Origin of the sequence: Pseudomonas sp. v388 (genome assembly GCF_003935425.1) — a bacterium.
GTDB lineage: Bacteria > Pseudomonadota > Gammaproteobacteria > Pseudomonadales > Pseudomonadaceae > Aquipseudomonas.
The window spans coordinates 125,371-151,363 of the sequence record NZ_RHQN01000010.1 but is presented as its reverse complement, the minus strand read 5'-3'; the positions used below and the strand labels follow the sequence as shown (position 1 = coordinate 151,363).

Sequence of the window (25,993 nt, the reverse complement as noted above, 5' to 3'; positions counted from 1 at the left end):
GCAGTGTCCTGAAATCGACTGAACGGGCGCGACACGCGATGCCGCGCCCGATGGATCAGCCAGCGGTGCTGGCGCCGGCCTTCTTGTTCAGCTCGCTGATACGCTCCTGCAATTTGCCCAGGCTGGCGTCGATCTCCTTGAGGCGCGCGGTTTTCTCGTCGGCGCTCAAGGTGGTGCTGTTACCGATTTCGGTGCGCTGCTTGAACAGCTCCAGCTGACGGATCGGCAACAGCTGATCGTCGCTCGAAGCGATGAAACGGCCCTGCTGCATCTTGTCCAGCACGGCTTTCTCGGCCGCACTGTCGCCGTAGCCGGCAAAGAAATCGCGAATCAACGTTTTATTCTGGTCCGTCAGGCGCTTGCTCCAGACCATCGGGTCGGACGGGATCATCGGGGATTTCCAGATCACCTTGAGCTGCTTCAGGCTTTCAGGCTGGGTCACCGCCAGGCGATCCCAGCCTTCGCTGTTGAACGTCGCCACGTCCAGCTGGCCTTTGGCGACGCTGAGGGCGTTCACTTCGTGGCTGGAGTTGAGGGTGCGCTTGAAGGCGGTGGCGGCATCGATGTGGTTCTGGGCGAACACGTAATAACCGGGCACCAGGTAGCCGGAGGTAGAGTTCGGGTCCCCGTTGCCGAAGGTCAGGGTCTTGGCGCTCTTGAGCATGTCCTGGACCGAATTGATCGGGCTGTCCTTGCGCGCGATCAACAGGCTGTAATAGCCCGAGGTGCCGTTGGGAGCGGTGGTCTGGGCGAAGATCTCGCCGTTGGAGCGATCCACCGCCTCGATGGCCGCCTTGTTGCCCAGCCACGCGACGTCGACCTTGTTGAAACGCATGCCCTGGATCAGCCCGGCGTAGTCCGAAGCAAAGGTGGCGTTGATCTTGAGCCCCGTCTGCTTGCCCATGTCATCGAGAAACGGCTGCCAGATGGCCTTGAGATTCTGCGAGGACTCGGTGGACATGATGCCGAAATTGATGACCTGGTCGTCGGCCTGTGCAGTGCCCAGCATGCAGCTGGTCAGCAAGGCGGCAGACGCGAGGACGCGACCGATGCGATTGAACATGTATGCGCTCCTGAGTGGATTCCTGGGTGGGCTTGCGTGCTGCGGGTGCGGGTTCAAATCTTGGCCAGCGCCAGTGGCGGCGCGCTGTCGATGCGTGGATGGGCGGGAGTGATCATCAGGCTGGTGTCCACGTCGGCGCCGTAGAGGTCGTTGAGGAACTGGCCGGTCAGACCCGAAGCCTGGCCGTCGAAGTGAATCCGCCCGCCCTTGAGGGCGACGGCGCGCGGGCAATAACGGGTGGCGTAATCGACCTGATGCAGGGTCACCACCACGGTCTTGCCGTCGCGACGGTTGATGTCGGCCAGGATTTCCATGACCTTGCGCGCCGATTCGGGGTCCAGCGAAGCGATGGGTTCGTCGGCCAGGATCACCTCGGCCTGCTGGGTCAGCGCCCGGGCAATCGCGACCCGCTGCTGCTGGCCGCCGGACAGCGTCGAGGCGCGCTGGCCGGCAAGGTCGGCGAGGCCGACCCGCTCCAGCGACGCCATGGCGCGCTGCTTTTCCTCGGCATTGAACAGCGCCAGGTTGCCGCGCCAGCGTGGCATGCGACCCAGGCAGCCAAGCAGTACGTTGTCCAGTACGCTGAGGCGGTTGACCAGATTGAACTGCTGGAAGATGTAGCCGATGTCGGCGCGCAGGCGACGCACCTGGCCATTGAGCCGCCCGGCGGCCTGCACTTCACGGCCCAGCACCCGAACCTGACCGCCATTGGCCCGGTCGCAGCAAACCAGCCCGGCCATGTGCCGCAACAGCGTGGATTTGCCGGAGCCGGAAGCCCCGATCAATGCCACCATCTCGCCCTGTTGTATAGACAACATGAGGTCAACCAACGCGCTCTTGCGTGAAAAGGTCTTGTTCAGACCATCGACATGGATCGCAGCGTTCATGGAAAGCTTCTCAGTCTGGTGGCACGACTGCGGGGTCGTGTTCGGTTGTCAGCCAGACTGAACGGGCGTTATTGCAGGGTCATGAATCCTGTATGACGGGGCGATAACAGTTTTGCGCGGATCGTGTTGCAGCACACCAGGGAAGCCGGAGCGCGGATGTCCGCCGGCCGTTGCGGCCGGCGGTATCGGGTCAGGCTCAGATGCGGAAGCTGCCGACCAGTTGCTGCAGGCGTGCAGCCTGCTCTTCAAGGGAGTTGCAGGCGGTCAGCGTCAGGCGCAGGTTGTCCACGCCCTGCTGGTTCAAGGTGTTGATCTGGGTGATGTCGACGTTGATGGACTCGACCACCGAGGTCTGCTCTTCGGTGGCCGCGGCAACCGACTGGTTCATGCCGTTGATCTCGTCGATGCGTCGCGTGACGCTGCCCAGGCGCTCGCCGGCACGGTTGGCGATGGTCACGCTCTCCTCGCTCTGGCGCTGGCTTTCGGTCATGTTGATCACCGCTTCCCGTGCGCCGACCTGCAGTTCCTCGATCATGGTCTTGACCTGTTGCGCGGAATCCTGGGTGCGATGCGCCAGGTTGCGCACTTCGTCGGCCACCACCGCAAAGCCTCGGCCTGCCTCGCCGGCGCGCGCCGCTTCGATGGCAGCGTTGAGCGCCAGCAGGTTGGTCTGCTGGGAAATACTGGTGATCACTTCAAGAATCTGCCCGATGTTGGCGGTCTTCTCGTTGAGGGTTTCGATATTGGCGCACGAGTCGCTGATCTTGCCCGACAGTTCGTTCATGGCCACGATGGTTTGCTGCACCACACTCTGCCCTTCACCGGCCAACTGGCTGGCGTCGCTGGACTGCTGCGAGGTGCGCGCCGCGTTCTGGGCGATTTCCTGCGCAGCGGCGCCCAGCTGATTGATGGCGGCTGCCACGCTTTCGGTACGGTTGGCCTGCTGATCGGAATCGCTCATCGACGAGTTGGACACCCGCACCACGCGGGTTGCCACTTCGCCCAGTTGCCCGGCCGTGCTGGCCACCTCACGAATCGAGGTATGAATGCGCTCCACGAAGTGGTTGAACGACTGCGCCAGCGCGCCGAATTCGTCCTGGGAAGTGATCGCCAGACGCTTGGTCAGGTCACCCTCGCCGTCCGCGATGTCCCGCATCGCACGGCCCATCTGGTGCAACGGCTGCATCAGCACGCGGATCAACAGGCCCAGCAGCAGAATGATGCCCAGCACCACCACGACCATGGCGGTGATGGCCGAGCTACGGAATTCACTGAGCATGGCGTAGGCAGCGTCCTGCTCCAGCACCAGGCCCACGTACCAGTTGGCGGATGAAACGCCCTGCACCGGGGTGAAGGAAATGATCTCGGCCTTATCGCCCGTCCCGATCTCGGTCACACCGGCGGTGATGCGCGGGGTGTCGGTCGGATAGGCTTCATTGATGCTCTTGAGTACCAGCTTGCTGTCCGGGTGAACCAGGATCTTGCCTTCGGCACTGACGATGAACGCGTAGCCGTGCCCGCCGAAATTCAGCGAGTTGATGGTCTTGCTGATGCTGTCCAGGGAAATGTCGGCACCGGCGACGCCGACCAGTTGGCTCTGGATTTTCACCGGTGTGGCAAGGGTCACCACCAGCTTGCCCGACGAAGCGGCGATGTAGGGTTCGGTGACGATGGTGCCCGGTGCGTTCTGCGCCGCCTTGTACCAGCCGCGCGCCCGAGGGTCGTAGTCGGCGGCACGGTTGCCGGCCGGGATCGAGAACATGACACCGCCGGTGCTGCCGAAATAGCTCAGCTGGAAGTTGTCGGTGTAGGCCGACAGACCGATCGCCCGCTGCAACTGCGGCAGTTCGAAGCCGTCCACCGCGATCTGCTGCGACATCGATTGCAGCAGCTGGATGCGGCTTTCCAGCCAGGTCTGGATGTTTTGCGTGGTCAGGCTGCCCAGTTGTTGCAGCTCGGACATCACATTGGCTTTCAACGACTGACGTTGTCGGTAATCGTTGACGACAATGAAGCCGCTGAACGCGACCACCACGATCAATGCGGCAGCCAGCAGAATCTTTTTACTGAAACCCAAATTTTTCATCATATCGAGCACGTCCACGGCGAGAACTAATAACGGCGATCAGGAGTTGATCACTACAAACTTCAGGGTGTGCCGTCGATACGCAACGCCGGCCGAGCGGACCGCTCAGTTCGGTATTTGTCATGACAATGCAGGGTCCTGGCCTGCCTTATATCGGCAGGCCAGGCTGAGACTTGTGTCTCATTTGAAGAGAATGTGCACAGATTTCCCGGGGTATGGAGTTACAACACCAACCCCTTGACCAGCGCCTTGTTGAACCCGACCGGGTCTTCCATCTGCGGCGCGTGGCCCAGGCCTTTGAATTCCACCAACTGCGCGCCGGGAATCATCTGCGCCGCCTGTTTGCCCAGCACCGGGTATTTGCCGATGCGCGCCTTGACCTCGGGCGGCGCGATGTCGCTGCCGATGGCCGTGGTGTCGGCGTCGCCGATCATCAGCACGGTCGGCACCTGCAGTTTCGGGAATTCGTAGAACACCGGCTGGGTGAAGATCATGTCGTAGATCAAGGCCGAGTTCCATGCGACCACTTTCTTGCCCGGTCCATTGCTCAGCCCGGCAAGCATATCGACCCATTTGTCGTACTCCGGCTTCCAACGGCCGTCGTAATAGGTCTTCTGCTCGTAGGCGCGAATCCCTTCGGCAGTCACCTTCAACTCGCGCTCGTACCACTGATCCACCGTGCGGTACGGCACGCCCAGCGCTTTCCAGTCTTCCAGGCCGATGGGGTTGACCATCACCAGCTTTTCGGTCTGCGCCGGGTACATCAGGGCAAAGCGAGTGGCAAGCATGCCGCCGGTGGAGTGGCCGACCACCGAGACCTTGTCGACGCCCAGCTTTTGCAGCAAGGCGTGGGTGTTGCTGGCCAGTTGCTGGAAGCTGTACTGATAGTGCTCAGGCTTGGTGGACGTGCAAAAGCCGACCTGGTCAGGCGCCACCACGCGATAACCGGCTGCAGCCAGGCCCTTGATGGTGTCTTCCCAGGTGGCCGCGCAGAAGTTCTTGCCGTGCAGCAGCACCGCCGTGCGGCCGTTGGCCTTGCCGCTGGGCGCGACATCCATGTAACCCATCTCCAGAGCCTGGCCCTGGGACTGGAACGCGAATGTGTGCAGCGCGTGGGGGTAGGCGAAACCTTCCAGCTGCTGGCCGTATCCGGCCGCCGGGGCTTGCGCCAGCGCCACGCCGGGCAGGGTCAGCGACATCAACATACCGGCAATCTTTGCAACCCGCATGCGGGCACCTCCTGTGGGTAACGTGGTGGGTGTGAATCGAATACGAAGCGCTGCAAGTAGACCTTATTTCCTACGCTCGATTCGCCTGTTTCCTTCATATCTCAGAGCAGATAAACGTAAGAAGACATTACGCCCCAGCCCCTGCCCATACTCTGTACGTCCGGCAAAAGGCTGGACGCCCGCTCCCGCGTTTCCCTAGACTGAGCCGTCCCGACGCGGACAGGTGATGTATCCGGTGCCAGGGAAATAACGATGAATCGAAACGAATTGCGCAAGGCCGACATCAACCTGATGGTGGTGTTCGAGACCTTGATGCAGGAACGCAACGTGACACGCGCCGCCGAAAAATTGTTTCTCGGCCAGCCGACGATAAGCGCCGCACTCAACCGGCTGCGCAACCTGCTCAATGACCCGCTGTTCATCCGGGTCGGCCACCGCATGGAACCCACCGCCCGCGCCCACGAAATCCTCAAGCACCTGACCCCGGCATTGGACGCCATGTCCACCGCCCTGAGCCTGAGCACCGATTTCGATCCGTCGGTAAGCAAGATGACCTTTCGCATCGGCCTGTCGGACGACGTAGAATTCGGCCTGCTGCCGGCCATGCTCCACGCCATTCGCGAAGAAGCGCCGGGGGTGGTGATCGTGGTCAAGCACGTGGACTACCTGAATATCTCCGAGGTGCTGATGTCCGGCGACATCAGCGTCGGCGTGTGCCTGACCCGCGATTTGCCGGCCAACGCCAAGCGCAAGCTGCTGCGCAACGTCAAGCCGCGCCTGGTGCGCGCAGACAAGTCAGACAAGCCGATGAGCATGGACGAATACTGCGCGCGGCCGCATGTCGTGGTGTCCCACGTGGCCAGTGTCAGCAGTTTTGCGGATGAGTGGCTCACGGCGCTGGGCCGCAAACGTCGGGTGGTGTTGTCGGTACCGCAGTTCACCACCTTGCCGGCGTTGATGGCAGGAACCGATCTGATTGCCGGGTTATCCGACTTTGCCGCCGGGGCCATGAGCGCGCTGGGGCTGCTGCACGACGAGCCGCTGCCCTTCGAAACGCCGGGGCTGGACCTGTCGATGACCTGGCTGAGCGTGATGGACAATGACCCTGCCGAGCGCTGGCTGCGCGGCAGGATCGAGGCGTTCATGGGCGAACCACAAGCCGTGGCCGCCCTGACCGTGGCGGGCTGAGAATCAGCCGAAGCGACCGGTGATGTAGTCCTCGGTCTGAGTCTTGGTGGGCTTGGTGAAGATGGTGTCGGTGTCGCCGTGCTCGATCAGTTCCCCCATGAACATGAACGCGGTGTAGTCCGAGCAACGCGCGGCCTGCTGCATGTTGTGGGTCACGATGATCACGGTGAACTGTTCCTTGAGCTCGGTGATCAGCTGTTCGATACGGCCGGTGGAGATCGGGTCCAATGCCGAGGTCGGTTCGTCGAGCAGCAACACCTGAGGGCGCAGGGCGATGGTGCGTGCGATGCACAGACGCTGCTGCTGGCCGCCGGACAGGCCGGTGGCGCTCTGCTTGAGCTTGTCTTTCACTTCATCCCACAACGCCGCGCCGCGCAGGGCCTGTTCGACGCGGTCTTCCATTTCACGACGCGACAGCTTCTCGTGGTGCTTGATGGCGTAAGCGATGTTGTCGTAGATCGACATCGGGAACGGCACCGGCTTCTGGAACACCATGCCGACGTGGCTGCGCAGGCGGTTCATCGAATAGCCGGGGGCCAGGATGTTCTCGCCGTTGAGCAGCACTTCACCACGGGCTTCCTGCTTGGGGTACATCGCGTAGATACGGTTGAACACGCGCAACAGGGTCGACTTGCCGCAACCCGATGGCCCGATGATCGCGGTGATGCGCTTCTCGGGGATGACCATGTCGATGGACTTGAGCGACTGTTGCTGGTTGTAGAAAAACTCCAGACCGCGCACTTGGATCTTGGTTTTTTCGTTGGCAAGGGAAAGGTTGTTCATCAGGACGCCCTATTGCGCAGAAGAATTAAGCGAGAAAGCAGACTCAGGATCAGTACGAACAGCGTCATGACCAGGGCACCGGCCCATGCCAGAGAATGCCAGTCGTCGAACGGGCTCATGGCGTACTGGAACACGACCACCGGAACACTGGCGATCGGGCGGAGCAAGTCACTGCTCCAGAACTGGTTGCCGAACGCGGTGAACAGCAGCGGCGCGGTTTCGCCGGTGATGCGCGCCAGCGCCAGCAGCACCCCGGTCACCACGCCCGCCTTGGCGGCACGCAGGACGATCTGCAGGGTCAGTTTCCATTGAGGTACACCCAAGGCCAGTGCGGCTTCGCGCATGGTCGAGGGTTGCAGTTGCATCATTTCATCGGTGGTTCGCACTACCACCGGAATCACCAGCAACGCCAGGGCCAGGGCACCGGCGATGGCCGAGAAGCCCACCTGGTGGCCGGTGACCGCGTTGAGCGGCAACACCACGACGGTGTAGACGAACAGGCCCAGCACGATGGACGGCGCCGACAACAGAATGTCGTTGATGAAACGCACCGCGTTGCCCAGCTTGGTATAGCGGGCGAATTCGGCCAGCCAGATGCCGGCCATCAGACCGATGGGCGTGCCGATCAACAGGCCGATGCCGGACATCAGCACGCTGCCGTAGAACGCGTTCGCCAGGCCGCCTTCGGTTCCCGGTGGAGGTGTCATGCCGGTGAACAGTTGCAGGTTCAGGGCATCGATGCCCTTGACGATGGTGGTCAGCAGAATCCAGGTCAGCCACAAAAGGCCGAACGCGGTGGCGCCGCAACTGAGCACCATCGCGATCCTGTTCTTGAAATTGCGAACCCGGTACAGGCGCTCGCCGGCTGCCATGTCCTTACTCATAACCCCTCCTTGCGCGACAGGCGCGAGAGCATCAGACGTGCGAGAGCCAGCACGATGAAGGTCACCACGAACAGCAGGAAGCCCAGCGCGATGAGCGCGGAACGGTGCAGGTCGGTGTAGGCCTCGTTGAACTCGTTGGCGATCACCGAAGCGATGGAACTGCTCGGCATCATCAGCGACGCAGAGAACTGGTGCGCGTTACCCAGCACGAAGGTCACCGCCATGGTTTCACCCAGTGCGCGGCCCAGGCCCAGGAAGATACCGCCCACTACCGCCGAACGGGTGTACGGCAGCACGATGTCCCAGACCACTTCCCAGGTAGTACCGCCCAGCGCGTAGGCCGACTCTTTCAGGGTCGTCGGTACGGTGCGGAAGACTTCCTGCATCACCGAAGTGATGAACGGGGTGATCATGATCGCCAGCACGATACCGGCGGTCAGCATGCCGATCCCCAATGGCGGGCCCTGGAAAAGCACACCGACGAACGGCAGGCTGCCCAGGTTTTCCGTGATCCACGGCGACAGGTTCTCGGCCATGAACGGGCCGAACACGAACAGCCCCCACATGCCGTAGATGATCGAAGGAATCCCCGCCAACAATTCGATGGCCGAGGCAATGGGCATCCGCAACCAGGGCGGCGCGACTTCGGTCAGGAAGATGGCAATGCCGAAACTCACCGGAACGGCGATCAGCAGTGCCAGGAAAGAGGTCACCAGCGTGCCGTAGATGGGCACCAGTGCACCGAATTTTCCAGCGTTCACGTCCCACTCGGAGCTGGTCAGAAACTCCAGGCCAAAGGTTTGAAACGCCAGACTGCCGCCCCACAGGGTCGACAAGGCAATACAACCCAGCAATGCAAGCACCAGCATGGCGGCGCTTTGCAACGAACGCTTGAACCACAGGTCGTGGCGATGATCGCGCTTGGCGCGCTTTTCACCATCGGAATCGACATCGGTGACATTAGCGGACAGGTATTGGGTGTTTTCAGTCATGTTAAGTCCACTCGCAAGGAAAAGCCCCTGTCACCAGACCGATACCACGGTCGATGACAGGGGTTGAGCTACAGGCTATGAATCACTTATTTGGTGAATTCGGTAGCCCAGTAGCTTTCTACACGGTCAACCAGCGACTTGGGCAGAGCCACATAATCCATGGACTCGGCTTGTTTCTGGCCGTTTTCCAGCGACCATTTGAAGAAGTCGAAGGCAGCCTTGCTCTTCTCTTCGTTCTTGGCCTGCTTGTACATGATGATCCAGGTGGTCGCGGTGATCGGCCATGCGCCTTCGCCCGGAGCGTTGGTCATGATCAGGCCGAAGTCTTCAGCGCTTGCCCAGTCAGCGGTATCGGCAGCGGCAGCAAAGGCCTTGGCGTTAGGCTCGATGAACTTGCCGGCGGCGTTTTTCAGCTGGGTGTAGGACAGCTTGTTGGTGACAGCATAGGAGTGTTCTACGTAGCCGATCGAACCCTTGATCTGCTTCACGTAGGCAGAAACACCTTCGTTACCCTTGCCACCTACACCGGCCGGCCATTGCACGGTCGAACCGAACTTCAGCTTCTCGGCCCACTCCGGGCTGACTTTGCTCAGGTAGTTGGTGAAGTTGTAGGTGGTGCCCGAGCCGTCGGAGCGGTGCACAACGGTAATGGCCTGGTCCGGCAGCGTGACGCCCGGGTTCAGGGCCACGATTGCAGGGTCGTTCCACTTCTTCACGGTGCCCATGAAGATCTTGGCCAGCAGGTCGCCGTCCAGCTTCAGTGCGCCGCTGGCTACGCCTTCCACGTTGATGATCGGCACGATGCCGCCGATGACGCTTGGGAACTGACCCAGGCCCGCGGCCTTGAGGTCGGCAGCGGACATCGGGGCGTCGGAAGCGCCGAAATCAACGGTAGCGGCCTTGATCTGCGCGATACCGCCGCCCGAACCGATGGACTGATAGTTGACGCGGTTTGGAGAATTCTTGCTGTAGTCCTGGGACCACTTTGAAATAACCGGGAAGACGAAACTCGAACCAGCGCCCGTTACGTCAGTCGCGTGGGCCACACCGCTCAGGCACAGCGAAGCGATCAGAAGCGACAAGCGTTTTTTAGTCAGCAGTATCACGGTAATACCTCAGTCCAGGAGAGTGTTTGGTGGTCCACTTAAGGAGGCCCGAGGCGGATTTAAACCCTGAAATGTTGCTGTTTAATGACAGTTGATCGAGTTGGGTCTGGAAACACAGGTTTTTATAGCTGTTTTCCTACACCGGCGAAGGATTGAAAATGATCTATTTACTTATAAATCAATAATTTAGGTTATTTCTGATCAGAGATATCAATTCGATATCAACCAGGCCACTTTCACGCCCCGTAGAGCCAGCTTGCCGGCGAATGGGCCACTACCTGCACGGCAACTGCAATCTGCAGTGGAGCGGTTCGCCAGCCTGCCTGTTCCTGCGACATTCGCGTTTTGCGGTGATATCAAAACAATACCGTTCGTCGGGTTGGCGGGCACGAATCGGTGGGTTCTCAGGACCAATGCAGTACTACAACCCTTATGGATATGGAGTAGAAACATGATCAAGACCAAACTGGCAGCAATGACACTCGCAGGTCTGATGGCCGCCTCTACCGGTCTGGCCTTTGCCGACACCACCGCGCCAGCCGAGCCGATCAACAAGAACGCCACCAAGTTACCGGGTAACAACACCGCACCGGCGGACCGCAACTCGTCCAGCACCCCAGGTGCGCAGACCGGTACCAAGGAATCCGGAGTCACGCCGCAAACCGACACGACTCACGGCAGCACCACCCATGGCGACACTCATGACAAGACCAGCACCGACACCGGCACGGGCAAAACCAGCAACTGATCACCTTCCTCAGGCGGGTACGGCGTCCGTCCTGCCCGCTTGAGGAGCCGCTGCACCCGCGCGTTGCCAATCGCCATCAGGTGTCAGCACATTGTGGTATCGATCAAACATTCACTGGAGGTTTGCATCATGATCCGCAACCGCTTGGGCGCTCTGAGCCTGGCCGCACTGCTGCTGTGTACCGGCAGCGCGTTCGCCGGGTCAACCGGCCCCACCAATCCCGAAGCCGACGGCCCGAAAGTGCCCGGCACCGGTATGGAAAAAAATACTGACGGCACCTCCCCCGGCGCCAAGGGCACCAGCCCTGGGACCAAGGGCATGGACCCGCAACCCGACAAAGGCATCGACGGCCGTGACCATCCCCATGACCCCATGGACGATCACGACATGGACGACGATGACGAGGACGACGGCAACGCCCCTTGACCGCCGCCACCTGCCAACTCGGATGGGTGGCGGTTGAGCCTTGCGGCTTCCATGACCGTCACCCTACCTGTCACGCACTCATCGACTGATCCTGCGCCTGCGCCCATTGCACGTAACAGACCTGCACGGGCATGGCGTGTTCGGCGCAAAAGTCCAGCCAGCGCAGCTGATTATCTTGCAGACGATCCCCCGGCCCCTTGACCTCAATCATCAGGTAGCGGCGCTGCGCGGGGAAAAACTTGATCAGGTCCGGCATGCCGGTGCGGTTGGCCTTGATGTCCTGCAACAGCCGCTTGAACCAGTGACGCAGGTGCTCGGCGGGCAGGCAATGCAAGGCTTGCTCCAGCAGCTCCGGGGTCAGGCTGCCCCAGAACACGAACGGCGACTGCAGACCGGCCTTGCTGAGGAAATGCGCGCGGATCGTCGCCTGATAGACGCCGCTGTCCAGTTGGGCAAGGCAGGCGTCGAACAGGGCTGCCCGGCGCTCGTAAAAGTCCGGGCTGTAAAGATCGGCCGGCGCATGGTGAAACGGATGGAAGAACGCGCCGGGCAAGGGTGCGAAGATCACCGGCCAGCACAGCAGGCCGAACAGCGAGTTGATCAGCGCGTTTTCCACGTAATGAACCTGCGCGCCCTCTTCTGCCAAATGATGGCAAATCATTTGTTCCACATTCACGCCAGGGATCGGCTCGATGACCACATCCAGCCGCGACACGCTGCGCGCGGCAGGACGTCGCTCCACAGCCAGGCCCAGCTTGCGCTGCAGGCGCGGCAGCACGCGCTGCAGATGCTGGACCTCGGCATCGCTGCGCGGCGCACGGCGCACTTCTTCAACCAGCGCCAAGGCGGCGGCGTATTCGGCGCCACGTTCCAGCACGCGTATCTGCCTTGAGCGCGAACCGGGGTAATCGCTCTGGCGATAGACTTCCAGCGCCAGCGGCCAGTCCTGGACCCGTTCGGCCTGCTGACCGATACGAAACAGCAGCTTGGCGCGGCGCATGCGCAACCACGGGTTGGCGGTCTGGATCGCCAGCGCCTGCCGGGCCAGCTCCGCCAGCTCAAGGCTCCCTTCCAGCGCCTCGCGACAGGCATGCAGTTGCAGGCACACGTCGATATCCACCCGCGCCACAATGGCGCGGGAGTCCAGTGAAAACTCGACCTTTTCGTAGCGATAGATGCCAAGATCGGCCAGTACGAACTCCGACCACTCCTGATACAAATTGCCGAAATACAGCAGGCGCAATCGGTCGCACAGCGCCATGACCTGCAGGCTGAACACCTGTTCATCCAGTTGTGGATGCCACTGGGCCAGGGTTCTGGGCGTATCATGCATCGGCAACAGCCGCTCGAACCATTGCTCCTTGCGTTCGAGGCCTTTGCAGGCCTGGCTCTTGAAGCAGACACGCAGTTCGTCCTTGCGCAGCAGCTGGAAGATCTCGCGCAGCTCCAGCGACGGCTCGGCATCGACCCAGCCTCGGTCCAGCAGCGGCAGGACGGCCTGGCGGGTATCACCGATTTCCTGGTAACTGAGTTTACTGGCGCGGAACAAGGTGCCCTTACGCATCACCATACGCACCAGCAACCCTTGGGCCGGCTGCGGCAACCCGGCAAAATCGCGGATGAATGCCCGCTCGCCGTCGTCCAGCAGATCGTCGTAACGCCGGGATATCCAGGCAAGGACCTGGCGGAAGTTCTCAAGGTAGTAGAAAGGGTTATCGAGCGCAGACGTATTCAAGGCCGACCATCACACAGCGTAAATCACATCGGCCAAGCATACTGTTTATCCGTACAGATTCCAGTCACAAACGTGAACCAGAGCCGCGCGCCGATCAATGGCACCTGACCGCACGCACCGGAGGGACATTGCAATGCAGACACCGCTGATCTATCTCGCAGGATTCGACGTGTTTCGCCCCGACGCCATCGAACACGGGCACTACCTCAAGGCCCTGTGTACAGCCCATGGCATGGATGGCCTGTATCCATTCGATAACCAGATCCCGCCGGAGCTTTCCAAAAAGGAAAGCGCGCAGCTGATCTGCTCGATGAACATCGCCATGATCCAGCGTTGCACGGCGGTGCTGGCCAATCTCAATCTGTTCCGCGGCCTGGAGCCGGACTCGGGCACCGCGTTCGAAGTCGGCATGGCCGTGGCGCTGGGCAAGCCGGTCTGGGCGTACTTCGAACCCATCGCTTCACTGCGCGAGCTGGTTCCCCACGACGCACAAGGCCTGGACGAACAGGGCCACCTGGTCGAAGACTTCGGCCTGCCACGCAACCTCATGCTGGCGTGCAGCTGGGCCGGTTGCAGCTCAACGGTGGAACTGGGCGCCGAAGCCCTGGCGCTGCACTTGAGCAACGCCAGGACCCGGCGCAACCCCTGAATCCGGGCGAACCGGACTCAGCTCAGGTTCGACGAACCGATGTCACCGGTAATCAACGGGTCGAGCTTGTCGGCGTCGACGAATTCGTCCAGGCCCAGGATCTCCAGATCCAGGTAGGCTTCGGGATCGCGATCCTCGTCGGCATCCGCATCGTTCAACGGAGACTGGTCGCCGCCCAACTGGTATTGATGGCCGAAAATGATCGAGGGATCTGCGCGATGGGTTGCGATAAACGACGCCTGCATGTGACCTGTGCTCCTGTGGAAATGGAATCGGACCCGTTCCGCGGGTCCGCATGCCCCAAGGCTACCGCAGCTTTCAGGTTTTTGCCGAGCGCCTCTCAGCTTGCGCCGAGAAAATCTCCGCCGTTGTCACGCAGCATCTGCAACATGCCGTGGGCCGCAGGCGACAGGTAGCTGCCGCTGCGGATGGTGACGCCGATGGTGCGCTTCATGGTGGTCTGCTCCAGCGGCACCTCGCGCAGCAGCTTCATGGTCGTGCCGAATTCCAGGGTTTCCCGGGCCAGGAAGCTGAGCAGGTTGCCCTGGACGATCAGCCCCGGCAGCAGGGAGATGGAGTTGGCTTCGATCTGCACGGTCGGCGCCGGCAGGCCGTTGGCGGCGAACGTGGAGTCCAGCCACTTGCGCGAGGAGACGCTGACCGGCGGCAGCACCCAGCGATAATTGCACAGGTCGCTCATCTGGATCGGCGCGTCGAAGATCGGGTGGCGCTGGCTGGCGATCACCACAGCCTCGTCCTGGAAGATGGGAAAACTGGTGACGTGCTCGTCGTCGGGGATCAGCCCGCAAATGATCAGGTCCAGCTGCCCGGAGTCCAGCGACTCGCGCAGCAGGTCGTCCTGGCCGATCACCAGCTTGAAGGTCAGGTCCGGCGCACGTTGCAGCAGGGCCGAGGTCAGTTTGGGCATCAGGTATTCGGCCATGCTCGCCGCGCAGCCCACCCGCACCTTGCCGACCAGCCCGCTGGCGAAATCCCGTACCTCGCGCTGGGTCTGGGCGATGCTTTGCTGCAGCGCCTTGCCCCGCGCCTGCAACAGCTCGCCGACCGGTGTCAGCTTGATGCGCCGTCCGTCGCGCTGGAACAGCCGGGTGCCGAACGCCGCTTCAAGACGCTGGATGCTCTTGGTCAGGGCCGGCTGGCTGCGATTGAGCTTCTCTGCCGCGCGGCCCAGATGGCCCAGCTCGGCGATGGTCTCGAAATAGGTCAGGTCTCGCAGGTCCATATCCATCAACCAAAGTTATCAATTCATGACTATTAGAAAATAGACTTGATCGGTTCAACTGTCGATACTTCACGCTGTCTTCCCCTTCCAGCGTTCGTCAACCTGCGGAGAACCTCCTTGTCGCGCGTGTCACGTCTGTCACTGCCCACCCTTCCCCCGCTGGTCCAATGGCTGGCGCTGATCCTACTGGCCGGTGCCGCCGGCCATCTTCTGAAATGGCTGGCCGTGCCGGCTGCCATGTTCCTCGGTCCGATGCTGGTCGCCATCGGCTTTGGCGTGTCGGGGGCGACGATTCGCATGCCCAAGCCTTTGTTCCAGTTGGGCCAGGGCGCGGTCGGTGTGCTGATCGCTCACGCGATGTCAATCAGCGTGCTGCTCACCGCGCTGGCGTCGTGGCACATCATGCTGTTCGCGACGGCATTGACGGTGCTGCTCAGCGCGGCCGTTGGCCTGTTGCTGGTCCGCTATGCCGGCATCCCCAGCAACACCGCGGCCTGGGGCACCTCGCCCGGCGCGGCATCGGCCATGGTGGCGATGTCGGAAGACTACGGCGCGGACTCCAGGGTCGTGGCGACCATGCAATATGTGCGGGTGGTGTGCGTGGTGCTGGTGGGTGCGCTGGTCAGCCGTTTCATTGGCGCACCCAGCGGCGGCGCGCAGCTGCACAGCAGTGAAGTGGTGCTGCAGAGCCTGGACCTGATCGACTTCGGCCTGAGCCTGGCGGTGATCGTGATCGGCGTATGGCTGGGCTCGCGGATTCCGGCGGGCGCGCTGCTGGTCCCGTTGATCCTGGGTGGTGCCCTGCAATTGACCGGCCTCTTGCAGATCAGCATCCCGGACTGGTTGCCGCCACTGGGCTACGGCGCGATCGGCTGTTACGTCGGCCTGCGCTTCGACCGGCCGACCGTGCTGTATGTCTGGCGCCGTCTGCCGGTGATGATGCTGGCCTCGATGCTGCTGATCGTGCTGTGCGCCCTGTCCGCCTGGCTGATCTCGGCGCTGCTCGACAAGGATTACCTGTCGGTGTACCTGGCGACCAGCCCCGGCGGCCTGGATACCATGGCAATCATCGCCATCGATACCCATGCCGACGTCGGCTTCGTGCTGGCGATGCAGACCTTGCGTCTGTTCGGCGTCATCCTAACCGGCAGCTTTCTGGCCAAGCAGATCATTCGCCTGAGCGACCGGCGCCTGTCGCTGCGCTGACGGCTCAGTCCAGCCTGGCCAGCGCGCTGGCCAGGCTGGGCGCCAAAGGCAGCACCGGCAACAGCGTCGCCTGATAAGCGTGGTACAGGTCGGGCTTGCCGGGCCAGATGTCTTCGCTGGGAATATTTCGCTCGTTGAGCTCATGGCGCCAGCTGCCGTGTTCCAGGTCGATGAACAGCGTTTCGTTGAATTCCCAGAAACGGCGATACCAGTCTTCGTATGCCTGCTCGCCAGTGCGTTGCAGGAACGCCGCGGCCGCGGCGGCGGCCTCGCAGTGGGTCCAGTGCAGACGATGGCGCACCACCGGCAGATTGTCCCAGTCCAGGGTGTAGACGATGCCCGGCGCGCCATCCACGTTCCAGCTGTGCTCACAAGCCTGGGCGAACAGCTGCCTGGCGTCGTGCAGCAACCAGTCCGGCGCCTGGCGACCGACACGACGCAACGCCGCCTCCAGATGCAACATCAGCCGCGCCCACTCGAAGGAATGGCCCGGCGTAGTGCCGAACGGACGGAATCCATCGGCCGGGTTGCTGCGGTTGTAGTCGCGCAGCGGCTGCCACGTTTGGCTGAAATGCTCGATGACCTGAAAGGCGTTGGCGGCGGCCTGCTGATGAATGACGCGTTCGACGATGCGCAACGCCCGGTCGAGCCACTGCGCATCGCCGGTCACATCGGCCAGGGCCAGGAAGGCTTCGGTACTGTGCATGTTGCTGTTGGCACCGCGATACGCTTCTTCACCCTGCCAGTCACGGGCGAACGACTCGCGCATGGCGCCCTCTTCGTCACTCCAGAAATGGCGCTCGATCACCTGAATCACCGCCGACATTAACGCCTGCGCTGCGGGCCGTCCGGCCACCACGGCGGAACTGGCAGCCAGCGCAACGAAGGCATGCAGGTACGCCTGCTTGCCGGTCTGGCCGCCTTCTTGCAGCGGCGCATCGAACCAGCCGTCGTGCTCGGCATCGCGCAGCGCACCGTTGAGCGAGGCAATGCCGTGGTCGACCAGCGCTGCGCAGCCGGGAATGCCCTGGACGTGGGCCATGGCGAAACAGTGGGTCATGCGCGCGGTGTTCATGGTCTGGGCCGAGGCCCCGACCATCAACCGGCCGTAATGATCGAGGCTGCCGAAACCGTGTTCCAGCTTCGAAGCCTTGGCGAACGCCAGCAGGCGCCGACCTTCCTGCGCCAGCCATTGCTGATGTCCCGGCGCGCGCAGCCAGCTGCTGAAGCTGTAATTGTTATTGTCCATGACGCAATGCCGCCTCCCTCGATAAGGATGTGGTCCGACTGACCGGGAGCAATAATGCGCGTCCCGGTCGGTCAGCGGCAAGCGGACCTGTGTCGTTGGTCAGACCTTGAAGCGCGCCACCACCTGGTTGAGATCGGCCGCCAGGCGCGACAGCTCGTTGCTCGAGGCGCTGATCTGGTTGGCCCCATCGGTGGACTGGGTGGACAGGTCGCGAATGTTGACGATGTTGCGGTCCACTTCCCGCGCCACTTGCGCCTGTTCCTCGGCGGCGCTGGCGATCACCAGGTTGCGTTCGGAAATCTGGTTGATCGAGGACGTGATCTCGGTCAGCGACTCGCCCGCGCCCTGGGCCAGTTCCAGTGTGGCACCGGCGCGGTCGCGGCTGGTGTTCATGGAGTCCAGTGCCTGGGCCGAACCGCTGCGCATGGCGTTGACCATGGAGTCGATCTCCAGGGTCGATTGCTGGGTGCGATGAGCCAGCGCCCGCACTTCATCGGCCACTACCGCGAAACCACGCCCCGACTCACCGGCACGGGCCGCTTCGATGGCCGCGTTGAGCGCCAGCAGGTTGGTCTGTTCGGCGATGGAGCGGATCACATCCAGCACCTTGCCGATGTCCTGGGACTGGTCGGCCAGGTTCTGCACCAGCGTGGACGTGGCGTGGACGTTTTCGGTGAGCGTCTGGATCGACTGGACGGTCTCGATCACCCGCGCTTGTCCGGCCTTGGCCGAGGCACTGGAATGATTGGAGGCATCGGAGGTGGACACGGCGTTACGCGCCACTTCTTCCACGGCCGAGGTCATCTCGTTGATGGCGGTGGCCGCCTGATCGATTTCCGCGTTCTGCTGGTGCAGGCCGCGGTAGCTGTCTTCGGTCACCGAATTCAGTTCGGTCGCTGCCGACGCCAGCTGGCTCGCCGAACTGCCGATGTGACGCATGGCGGCGCGCAGGTTGTCCTGCATGGTGCTCAATGCGCGCAGCAGACGGGTCACTTCGTCATTACCGTCGGCGGCGATGTCGTGGGTCAGGTCGCCGTCGGCCACATGCTCGGCGGCAGCCACGGCACGCTCCAGCGGCCGCACGATGCTGCGGGTCAGCCACAGCGCCAGGCCGATAGTCGCCAAGGCCGCCAGCACCACGAAGGCCAGCACGATCTGCCGGGATTTTTCGTACTGGGCCTCGGCGGCCTTGCCTTCGTCATCGACCCGCGCGGCGTAGAAATCGGCCAGGTCGTTGAGCTGCTTGCCCGAGCCATCGACGATCTGCTTCATGTCCACCAGCAACAGTTTGTTCAGGCCCGCGCTGTCGTTTTGCCCGGCCAGCACGAAGGACTGTTCGAGCGCCTTCTGATACTGCGTCAGGGTCACGCGGAACTGGTCATCCAGCAGTTTTTCTTCGGGGGTGTCGACGAACTTGCTCAGAATCTGCAGTTTCTTGGCCAGGTCCTGATTCCGCACGTCCAGTTGGCCGCGATAGGTAGGAATATTCTTGGGGTCGGGATCAAGCGCCATGCGCAGGGAAATGGTGCGAATGCGCAGCATGATTTCGCGGATGTCGTTGACCGCGCGCATGCTCGGCAGCCAGTTGGTCTCGACCTCCACCTCGCTCTGACGGATCGTGGACATCTGCGCCAGCGCGAACCAACCGAGCACGGCGACCAGCAAGGAGATCAGGGTGAAGCCCAGGCCCGCGCGGCGAGCGATGGTGAGGTTGCGTAGATTCATGGCCGTGGCTCTTTATTATTTGGAAGGCAGCGCCGACAAGAAACTTGTCAGACAACTTCAAAGCGTATCGACGGGCCACAAGGCATCTTGAGGGGGGATGTAACAATTATTGTCCGACGAACGACGCGGTCGATTCACGCGCCGGCCTGTCTAGACTCTTACCGACTTCAGTTTCGAGGAGAATGTGCCATGCACCTGGAAGGGTCCTGCCATTGCGGCGCGGTGGAGTTCAGTGTCACCAGCGCCCACCCCTACCCTTATCAACGCTGCTACTGCTCGATCTGCCGCAAGACCCAGGGCGGCGGCGGTTATGCGATCAACCTGGCCGGCGATGCCGCCACCCTCAAGATCAAGGGGCGGGAAAACGTCACCATCTACCACGCCAAAATACGCCAGGACCATCACGTAGAAATCAGCAGCGCCGAGCGGCATTTCTGCAAGGCCTGCGGCAGTGGGCTGTGGCTGTTCAGTCCGCAATGGCCGGAGCTGGTCCATCCCTTCGCGTCGGCCATCGATACGCCGTTGCCGACGCCGCCGGAAGTGACCCACATGTTGCTGGACTCCAAGGCGTCCTGGGTCCAATTGCAGGTCGGCGACAACGACTTGCAGTTCGAAGGTTACCCCGAAGAATCGATTGCCCACTGGCATGAACGTTTAGGGCTGGTGCGCTGAGTAAAGACAGCTTTGCGAGCAAGCTCGCTCCTATCTGGAATGGAGTCGGCTAACGTGCTGCCAGACGCGCGCCAGATCCCGCGCTCGGTCGTGCAGCAGCTCGGCGGCGTTGTTGCAGGCCTGCTCCAGCGTGGTCGGGCCGCTGACGATCGAAAATGCAGCGCTGATGCCGTGTTCGTAAAGACGCTCGTACCCCTGGCCGAGTGTGCCGGCCAGGACGATGACCGGCACCGACTGGCGCTGGGCGAAACGCGCCACTCCAAACGGCGTCTTGCCGCGCAAGGTCTGGGCGTCGAAGCGCCCTTCCCCGGTGATCACCAGATCGGCGCCGTCCAGCGCCTGCTCCAGGCCGGTGAGTTCAGCGACCACTTCAACCCCGGCGCGGAACGAGGCGTGCAGATAGGCCTTGGCCGCAAAGCCCATGCCGCCGGCCGCGCCGCTGCCGGGATGGTCACGCAGGTCTTGGCCCAGCACCTGAGCCGAGTGGTCGGCGAAATGGCCCAACGCCGCGTCCAGCGCCAGCACCTGTTCGGGGGATGCGCCTTTCTGCGGGCCGAAAATATGTGACGCGCCGTTGACCCCGCACAGCGGATTGTCGACATCGGCGGCGATTTCCACGCGCACGTCCGCCAGCCGCGGGTCGAGCCCGGACATATCGATACGCGCCAGTTGCGCCAGGGCCAGACCGCCGGCAGGCAAGGGTTGCTCATCGGCGCCCAGAAAGCGCACACCCAACGCTGCCAGCATGCCGCTGCCGCCGTCGTTGGTGGCGCTGCCGCCGATGGCGAGGATGATGCGCCGGGCGCCGGCATCCAGCGCCGCGCCGATCAACTGACCGGTGCCGTAAGTGCTGGTCACGCAGGCGTCACGCTGGTCGAACGGCAATAGTTGCAACCCGCTGGCGGTGGCCATTTCGATGAGGGCGGTGCGGGTATGTTCGAGCCAGCCCCACTGGGCGTCGATCTCAAGACCCCGCGGGCCGCGGACCCTGGCGCTCTTCCACTGGCCGTCGCAGGCGTCCAGCACGGCTTCGATGGTGCCTTCGCCGCCATCGGCCATGGGGCATTTGATCAGTTGGGCGTCGGGCCAGACGGTGAGCAGGCCTGCGGCGATGGCGTCGGCAACCGCCTGGGCGCTGAGGCTGTCCTTGAAGGAATCGGGGGCGATGACCACTTTCATTGTTGTTCTCCATTTCCGATGTCAGGGGATGGTCTCACCCCGGCGCCGATTTTCCGCCTGACCTTCGCACAATGCAGCCGCGTACTTATCGGTCATTTGAACAAAACCGCGCTCAGCCCGCCCCGACCGCCAGCTGCACGCCCAGGTACAAACGCAGCACGTCAGCGGTGCGATAGGGACTGCAGCCGGTGATTTCGCCGATCTTGTCCAAACGATAGCGCAGGCTGTTGCGGTGAATACCCAGCGCTTCGGCACAGGCCTGGCTTTCGCCGTTGTGCTCCAGCCAGCTGGCCAGGGTTTCGCGCAGTTGCGGGTGCTTGTGCAAACGGCCAACCGGTTCGGCCACCTCGGTCGCCAGCCAGTCGTCCCGATGGCGCCAGAACAGCAATGCCAGGCGGTGCTCGGCCAGGCGCAGCAGGCGGCGTTCCGGCCGGGCGTGACCGGCATACTCAAGAAGGTCGCGGGCGGCGACACAGGCGGCGCGCAAGCCGGCCAGATCGGCGGACGGCTCCACCGTCGCCACGCGCAGCACCGGCCAGCCGTGGTCGTCGAATTGCTTGAGCAGGTGCTCGTCGTCTCGATCCTTGCCTGCCGTTCTGCACCAGTAAAGCATCGCCGGTTCGCGCAACACGCACCAGCTGTCGGGGTACCGGGCACTCAGCCAGCCGCTGAGCTGAACGGCAGATGTGCTCTGGTCGGCCAACTGGATCAACACCGCCTGACGCGGCAAATGCGGCTGCAGGCCCAACTGCCGGGCTTCGTCGAGCAGGCTGTCGGGGCAGTCCTGCCACAACAGCCGCGCCAGCAGGTCTTCACTGCGTTGCTGGCGCCACTGCCGGTCGGCCTGCTGACGGCGGTGCTCCATGAGCATTTCGGCGGTCATTTTCACCAGCTCGCCGTAGACCCTCACTTCCTCAGGCTCGCCGGTAATGCCCAGCACGCCCACCAGCTTGTGGTCGAGCATCAGCGGCAGGTTCACGCCCGGCTTGACGCCGCCCAGGCGGCCTGCCGCTTCGGAATCGATTTCCACCACGCCACCGTCGGCCAGCACCAGTTGCGCGCCTTCGTGCCGGGTGCACAGCCGCTGGGCATCGCCGCTGCCGATGATGATGCCCAGGTAATCCATGACATTGACGTTATAAGGCAGGATCGCCATCGCCCGGTCGACGATGTCCTGCGCCAGGGCGCGATCAAGAGCGAACATGGGCAGTTTCCGCTGAACAGGAAAACGTGGAATGGACAGTCATGGGAGCCGTCTTTTTTTGTTGAATTTTCAGGCCCCGAAGTGTGCCTGAAACTAGCGGGGAGCGCGATGCGCGTGGCACAGTGCCGGTTTTGTAGGCTGTTCACCACCCGCAGTGAAACCACCCTAGCCCCTCAGGTGCCCGTGACCCGATATCGACTTTCATGCCTGCTGCCGCTACTCGCCCTGCAAGCCTGCACATCGCTGGCCGACGTCAAGTCGCCGCAGGAACGCTTCGATGATTACCGCCGCCAGACCCTGGCGCTGATCAGTGCCCAGCGCAATTTCCAGACCGACGACCGGGATGCCGAACTGCAATGGAACGCGCCGCAGCAATGGCGCCCTGTCGGCACGCCCAAGGCCGGGATTCTGCTGGTCCACGGCCTGGGTGATTCGCCCTGGTCATTCCATGACATCGGCCGGATGCTCGCGGCCCAAGGCTACCTGGTGCGCACCGTGCTGCTGCCCGGCCACGGCACCCAACCCCGGGACATGCTCGATGTCACCCTCGGCCAATGGCAGCAAGTGGTGCGCGAACAGGCGAGCCTTTTGAGCAGCGAAGTGCCCAGGGTGTTGCTCGGCGGCTTCTCGACCGGCGCGAACCTGGTGCTCGACTACGCCTACGAGCATGACGAAATAGCCGGGCTGATTCTGTTCTCTCCGGCGTTCCGCTCCGACAGCGCCTATGCCTGGCTGACCCCGTGGATCGGCTGGGCGCGGCCTTGGCTGGCAGCGCCCGATGACGGCATCCGGCCCATGCAGACACCGGTGCGCTACCTGAACGTGCCGACCAACGGTTTCGCCCAGTTCTACCGCAGCAGCGCCCTGGCTCAGAAGCGGCTGCACCAGTGCAGTTTCGACCGACCGGTTTTCATCGCCATCACCCAGCATGATTCGGTGCTAGACACTGCTTATGTGCTGGACAATTTCAACCAGCGTTTCGGCCACCCCGCCAGCCGCCTGATCTGGTACGGCGACAGCCCGGCTGCGGCCGCGCAGACACCGCGCGTCGAAGTGCGCAAGGATTATCTGCCCGAGTACCGCATCAGCCAGTTCTCGCACATGGGCTTGATGTTCTCGCCGGACAACCCGCTGTATGGCGTCAACGGCACGCAGCGGATCTGCTGGAACGGTCAGACCGCGCCGGATATGCAGCAATGCATGGCCGGCGCACCGGTGTGGTTTTCCGATTGGGGTTACCGCGAGCCGGGCAAGGTCCACGCGCGGCTGACCTTCAACCCGTATTTCGAATGGCAAGCGCAGGTGATGTTGCAGGTGCTGAAAGCCGCGCAAGAGGAGCAACGTTAAGCGCCAGGTTCACTCCAACGGCACCAGACGCTCGCGGCTGTTGCTCAGGTGGGTCCACATGGCGGCCCGCGCGGCGTCGGGGTCCTTGCGGCGGATCGCGGCCAGCAGCGCTTCATGTTCGAGGTTGGCCAGATAGCCCTGGTGAGCCAGATTGCTACCGGCCCGCTCGCTGGACGCAATGCGGGTGCGGGGAATGATCGCGCTGCCCAGGTGCTGCATGATTTCGATGAAATACGGGTTGCCGGTGGCCTCGGCGATCAGCATGTGGAAGCGCTTGTCGGCTTCGACGCAGCTGTCTTCACTGGCCAGCAGGTTCTGGTAGTCGTCCAGCGCCTGGCGCATGGCCGCCAGTTGTTCATCGGTGCGCCGCACCGCCGCCAGCGCCACGGCCTGGGTTTCCAGGCCCAGGCGCAATTCCAGGATGTCGCGCACCCTGGAAACGGTTTCCACCTTCAGGTGCAATCCGGTCTGGTCACTGCGCTCCAGCACAAAGGTCCCGATGCCGTGATGGGTGACCACAAGCCCCGAGGCTTGCAACTTGGAAATCGCTTCACGCACCACGGTGCGACTGACCCCGTGCTCGCGAACGATCTCGTTTTCCGAAGGCAGTTTTTGTCCCGGCGCGATCTTGCCCAGCAGAATGCGCCGGCTCAGCTCAGTGACCAGATCGGTGGCCAGGCTGTGCTGACGTCGCTTGGGGGCGCCATTTTCGGGTTCTTGCATGAAGGAAATCCGCAACGCTGAGTTGTCTGTTGTTCCCGCCCGCAGCAGGCCGGAATGCCGGAATCATAGCACCGGAGCGTGAAGCAGCGCCGTTGTAACTTGTCTAGCTTGTCAGACAACCGTGCATAACTCCGCGATGTCATCCACGCCACTGATCGCCATAAAGCCCATATTTGCGCATAAAACCCGATTTCAGGGGTTGCGTGGGACGCATCAACTTGTATGATGACCAACAAGCAAACGCCATGATCGTCATCGGCCGTCTTGCACAACCCGCATAAAAACAACGAGTGGGAGATACAACAGTGAGCACATCCACCTCCGGGATGGCTGGCGGCGCGGATACGGTATTGGCATCGGCCGTCTCCAAAGTCAAACGTCACGTCCTGCCGCTTTTCGTCATCATGTTCATCGTGAACTACATCGATCGGGTCAATATCGGTTTTGTGCGCTCGCACATGGAAACCGATCTGGGCATCGGTGCGGCCGCCTATGGTTTCGGCGCCGGGCTGTTCTTCATCGGGTATGCCCTGTTCGAAGTCCCTTCCAACATCCTGCTGCAAAAGGTCGGTGCGCGTATCTGGCTGACCCGCATCATGCTGACCTGGGGTCTGGTGGCGTCCTGCATGGCGTTCATCCAGAACGAAACCCACTTCTATATCCTGCGTTTTCTGCTGGGTGTGGCCGAAGCCGGGTTTTTCCCTGGGGTGATCTACTACTTCACCCGCTGGTTGCCGGGTGTCGAGCGCGGCAAGGCGATTGCGATTTTCCTCAGTGGCTCGGCCATTGCGTCGCTGATCTCCGGTCCGCTGTCCGGCCTGCTGTTGCAGATCACCGGGTTCGGCATGAAAGGCTGGCAGTGGATGTACTTCATCGAAGGCATGTTCTCGGTCGGGCTGTGCTTCTTCGTCTGGTTCTGGCTCGATTCCAAGCCCCACGACGCCAAGTGGCTGACCCGCGAGGAACAGGACGCGCTGGTCAATGCCATCGACGCCGAACAGGCCGCTCGCGAAGCCGCCACACCGGTCAAGGCCTCCATCGGTAAATTGCTCAAGGACGGTCAGATCCTGCTGTTCTGCCTGATCTACTTCCTGATCCAGCTGACCATCTACGCCGCCACTTTCTGGCTGCCGAGCATCATCAAGAAAATGGGCAGCCTGAGTGACTTCGAAGTGGGAATGTTCAACTCCATTCCCTGGTTGCTGTCGATCATCGGCATGTACGCCTTCGCTTCGCTGTCGGCCAAATGGAAGCGCCAGCAGGCATGGGTGGCGGCTGCACTGCTGATTGCCGCAGCCGGGATGTTCATGTCCACCACCGGCGGCCCGATCTTCGCCTTCATCGCCATTTGCTTCGCGGCACTGGGCTTCAAGTCGGCCTCGTCACTGTTCTGGCCGATTCCCCAGGCCTATCTGGACGCACGCATCGCCGCCGCGGTCATCGCCCTGATCAACTCGGTGGGCAACCTGGGCGGTTTCGTCGCCCCGACCACCTTCGGCCTGCTGGAAGAACACACCGGTTCCATCCAGGGCGGGCTGTATGGCCTGACAGCGACCTCGATCCTGGCCGCCGTCATCGTGTTCGCCGCCCGCAACCGGCCCAAGCCCGGCGCGACACCGGTGGCCGCCGTGCAGACCTCGACTTCCCACTGATGACGTCATCGACCGTC

24 protein-coding genes and 1 pseudogene are annotated in these 25,993 nt (G+C 62.4%); 8 read left to right on the top strand and 17 right to left on the bottom strand.

Features of this window, described 5'->3' with window-relative positions; translation table 11 throughout:
* Positions 1 to 55 precede the first annotated feature (55 nt).
* The 4 genes from phnD to EGJ27_RS21965 form a co-directional block, all read right to left on the bottom strand.
* A complete protein-coding gene (gene phnD / locus EGJ27_RS21980; RefSeq protein ID WP_125832860.1) occupies positions 56 to 1,063 on the bottom strand; it encodes a phosphonate ABC transporter substrate-binding protein in 1,008 nt (335 codons plus the stop codon).
* Positions 1,064 to 1,116: 53 nt separating this feature from the next.
* Positions 1,117 to 1,950, bottom strand: a complete 834-nt coding sequence (phnC, locus tag EGJ27_RS21975; RefSeq protein ID WP_125832859.1) for a phosphonate ABC transporter ATP-binding protein — start codon at positions 1,948 to 1,950, stop codon at positions 1,117 to 1,119.
* 196 nt (positions 1,951 to 2,146) lie between these two features.
* A complete protein-coding gene (locus EGJ27_RS21970; RefSeq protein WP_125832961.1) occupies positions 2,147 to 4,036 on the bottom strand; it encodes a methyl-accepting chemotaxis protein in 1,890 nt (629 codons plus the stop codon).
* A 221-nt stretch (positions 4,037 to 4,257) separates the two neighbouring features.
* A complete protein-coding gene (locus tag EGJ27_RS21965) occupies positions 4,258 to 5,265 on the bottom strand; it encodes an alpha/beta fold hydrolase (protein ID WP_125832858.1) in 1,008 nt (335 codons plus the stop codon).
* 252 nt (positions 5,266 to 5,517) lie between these two features.
* Here EGJ27_RS21965 and EGJ27_RS21960 point away from each other — a divergent pair, with 252 nt between their 5' ends.
* Positions 5,518 to 6,453, top strand: coding sequence for a LysR substrate-binding domain-containing protein (locus EGJ27_RS21960; protein ID WP_125832857.1), 936 nt, complete (start codon positions 5,518 to 5,520; stop codon positions 6,451 to 6,453).
* 3 nt (positions 6,454 to 6,456) lie between these two features.
* On the opposite strand, the gene pstB is transcribed toward EGJ27_RS21960, so the two are convergent.
* From pstB to pstS, 4 genes are all read right to left on the bottom strand, one after another.
* Positions 6,457 to 7,236, bottom strand: coding sequence for a phosphate ABC transporter ATP-binding protein PstB (gene pstB, locus EGJ27_RS21955; protein ID WP_125832856.1), 780 nt, complete (start codon positions 7,234 to 7,236; stop codon positions 6,457 to 6,459).
* Positions 7,236 to 8,120: a phosphate ABC transporter permease PstA gene (pstA, locus tag EGJ27_RS21950; protein ID WP_125832855.1), complete on the bottom strand. Its 885-nt coding sequence runs from the start codon at positions 8,118 to 8,120 to the stop codon at positions 7,236 to 7,238. The genes pstB and pstA overlap by 1 nt, the downstream gene beginning before the upstream one ends.
* Positions 8,117 to 9,112: a phosphate ABC transporter permease subunit PstC gene (gene pstC, locus EGJ27_RS21945; protein ID WP_125832854.1), complete on the bottom strand. Its 996-nt coding sequence runs from the start codon at positions 9,110 to 9,112 to the stop codon at positions 8,117 to 8,119. Before pstC ends, pstA begins: the two co-directional genes overlap by 4 nt.
* Positions 9,113 to 9,198: 86 nt before the next feature.
* Positions 9,199 to 10,218, bottom strand: coding sequence for a phosphate ABC transporter substrate-binding protein PstS (gene pstS, locus EGJ27_RS21940; protein ID WP_125832853.1), 1,020 nt, complete (start codon positions 10,216 to 10,218; stop codon positions 9,199 to 9,201).
* Positions 10,219 to 10,669: 451 nt separating this feature from the next.
* Between pstS and EGJ27_RS21935 the strand changes: the two genes are divergently transcribed.
* Positions 10,670 to 10,966, top strand: coding sequence for a hypothetical protein (locus tag EGJ27_RS21935; protein ID WP_125832852.1), 297 nt, complete (start codon positions 10,670 to 10,672; stop codon positions 10,964 to 10,966).
* 129 nt (positions 10,967 to 11,095) lie between these two features.
* Positions 11,096 to 11,392 (top strand): hypothetical protein, encoded by a 297-nt coding sequence (locus EGJ27_RS21930; RefSeq protein ID WP_125832851.1) that lies wholly within the window; start codon positions 11,096 to 11,098, stop codon positions 11,390 to 11,392.
* A gap of 70 nt (positions 11,393 to 11,462) precedes the next feature.
* Here EGJ27_RS21930 and EGJ27_RS21925 read toward each other — a convergent pair whose 3' ends face one another.
* On the bottom strand, positions 11,463 to 13,127 hold the full coding sequence (locus tag EGJ27_RS21925) for a VRR-NUC domain-containing protein (RefSeq protein ID WP_125832850.1): 1,665 nt from the start codon (positions 13,125 to 13,127) through the stop codon (positions 11,463 to 11,465).
* A gap of 133 nt (positions 13,128 to 13,260) precedes the next feature.
* Here EGJ27_RS21925 and EGJ27_RS21920 point away from each other — a divergent pair, with 133 nt between their 5' ends.
* A complete protein-coding gene (locus EGJ27_RS21920; RefSeq protein ID WP_125832849.1) occupies positions 13,261 to 13,776 on the top strand; it encodes a nucleoside 2-deoxyribosyltransferase in 516 nt (171 codons plus the stop codon).
* Between the two features lie 17 nt (positions 13,777 to 13,793).
* Here EGJ27_RS21920 and EGJ27_RS21915 read toward each other — a convergent pair whose 3' ends face one another.
* Both EGJ27_RS21915 and EGJ27_RS21910 read right to left on the bottom strand, forming a co-directional pair.
* Positions 13,794 to 14,021, bottom strand: coding sequence for a hypothetical protein (locus EGJ27_RS21915; protein WP_125832848.1), 228 nt, complete (start codon positions 14,019 to 14,021; stop codon positions 13,794 to 13,796).
* Between the two features lie 95 nt (positions 14,022 to 14,116).
* Entirely contained in the window at positions 14,117 to 15,019 is a 903-nt protein-coding gene (locus EGJ27_RS21910; RefSeq protein WP_125832847.1) for a LysR family transcriptional regulator, read from the bottom strand.
* Between the two features lie 117 nt (positions 15,020 to 15,136).
* On the opposite strand from EGJ27_RS21910, the gene EGJ27_RS21905 reads away from it, so the two are divergent.
* Positions 15,137 to 16,225 carry an AbrB family transcriptional regulator gene (locus EGJ27_RS21905; RefSeq protein WP_125832846.1) on the top strand — a complete coding sequence of 363 codons (1,089 nt, stop codon included), beginning with the start codon at positions 15,137 to 15,139 and terminating at the stop codon, positions 16,223 to 16,225.
* Between the two features lie 4 nt (positions 16,226 to 16,229).
* On the opposite strand, the gene EGJ27_RS21900 is transcribed toward EGJ27_RS21905, so the two are convergent.
* The 3 genes and pseudogenes from EGJ27_RS21900 to EGJ27_RS25370 form a co-directional block, all read right to left on the bottom strand.
* A complete protein-coding gene (locus EGJ27_RS21900; protein ID WP_125832845.1) occupies positions 16,230 to 17,474 on the bottom strand; it encodes an AGE family epimerase/isomerase in 1,245 nt (414 codons plus the stop codon).
* Between the two features lie 99 nt (positions 17,475 to 17,573).
* Positions 17,574 to 18,413: a methyl-accepting chemotaxis protein gene (locus tag EGJ27_RS25375; RefSeq protein ID WP_371920879.1), complete on the bottom strand. Its 840-nt coding sequence runs from the start codon at positions 18,411 to 18,413 to the stop codon at positions 17,574 to 17,576.
* 15 nt (positions 18,414 to 18,428) lie between these two features.
* Positions 18,429 to 19,199: pseudogene (locus EGJ27_RS25370) on the bottom strand (MCP four helix bundle domain-containing protein); the annotation flags it as partial.
* Positions 19,200 to 19,388: 189 nt separating this feature from the next.
* Here EGJ27_RS25370 and EGJ27_RS21890 point away from each other — a divergent pair.
* Positions 19,389 to 19,871: a GFA family protein gene (locus EGJ27_RS21890; RefSeq protein WP_125832843.1), complete on the top strand. Its 483-nt coding sequence runs from the start codon at positions 19,389 to 19,391 to the stop codon at positions 19,869 to 19,871.
* A gap of 30 nt (positions 19,872 to 19,901) precedes the next feature.
* Here the strand turns inward: EGJ27_RS21890 and EGJ27_RS21885 are convergent, their stop codons facing one another.
* On the bottom strand, positions 19,902 to 21,050 hold the full coding sequence (locus EGJ27_RS21885; RefSeq protein ID WP_125832842.1) for a glycerate kinase: 1,149 nt from the start codon (positions 21,048 to 21,050) through the stop codon (positions 19,902 to 19,904).
* 112 nt (positions 21,051 to 21,162) lie between these two features.
* Complete coding sequence (locus EGJ27_RS21880; protein WP_125832841.1) at positions 21,163 to 22,254, bottom strand: sugar diacid recognition domain-containing protein; 1,092 nt, start codon at positions 22,252 to 22,254, stop codon at positions 21,163 to 21,165.
* A gap of 183 nt (positions 22,255 to 22,437) precedes the next feature.
* On the opposite strand from EGJ27_RS21880, the gene EGJ27_RS21875 reads away from it, so the two are divergent.
* A complete protein-coding gene (locus EGJ27_RS21875) occupies positions 22,438 to 23,601 on the top strand; it encodes an alpha/beta fold hydrolase (RefSeq protein ID WP_177523080.1) in 1,164 nt (387 codons plus the stop codon).
* Positions 23,602 to 23,610: 9 nt separating this feature from the next.
* Here EGJ27_RS21875 and EGJ27_RS21870 read toward each other — a convergent pair whose 3' ends face one another.
* The gene (locus tag EGJ27_RS21870) at positions 23,611 to 24,324 is read right to left on the bottom strand and encodes a FadR/GntR family transcriptional regulator (RefSeq protein WP_125832839.1); all 714 of its coding nucleotides are present in this window, start codon (positions 24,322 to 24,324) and stop codon (positions 23,611 to 23,613) included.
* A gap of 326 nt (positions 24,325 to 24,650) precedes the next feature.
* Between EGJ27_RS21870 and EGJ27_RS21865 the strand changes: the two genes are divergently transcribed.
* On the top strand, positions 24,651 to 25,976 hold the full coding sequence (locus EGJ27_RS21865; protein WP_125832960.1) for an MFS transporter: 1,326 nt from the start codon (positions 24,651 to 24,653) through the stop codon (positions 25,974 to 25,976).
* Positions 25,977 to 25,993: the final 17 nt, after the last annotated feature.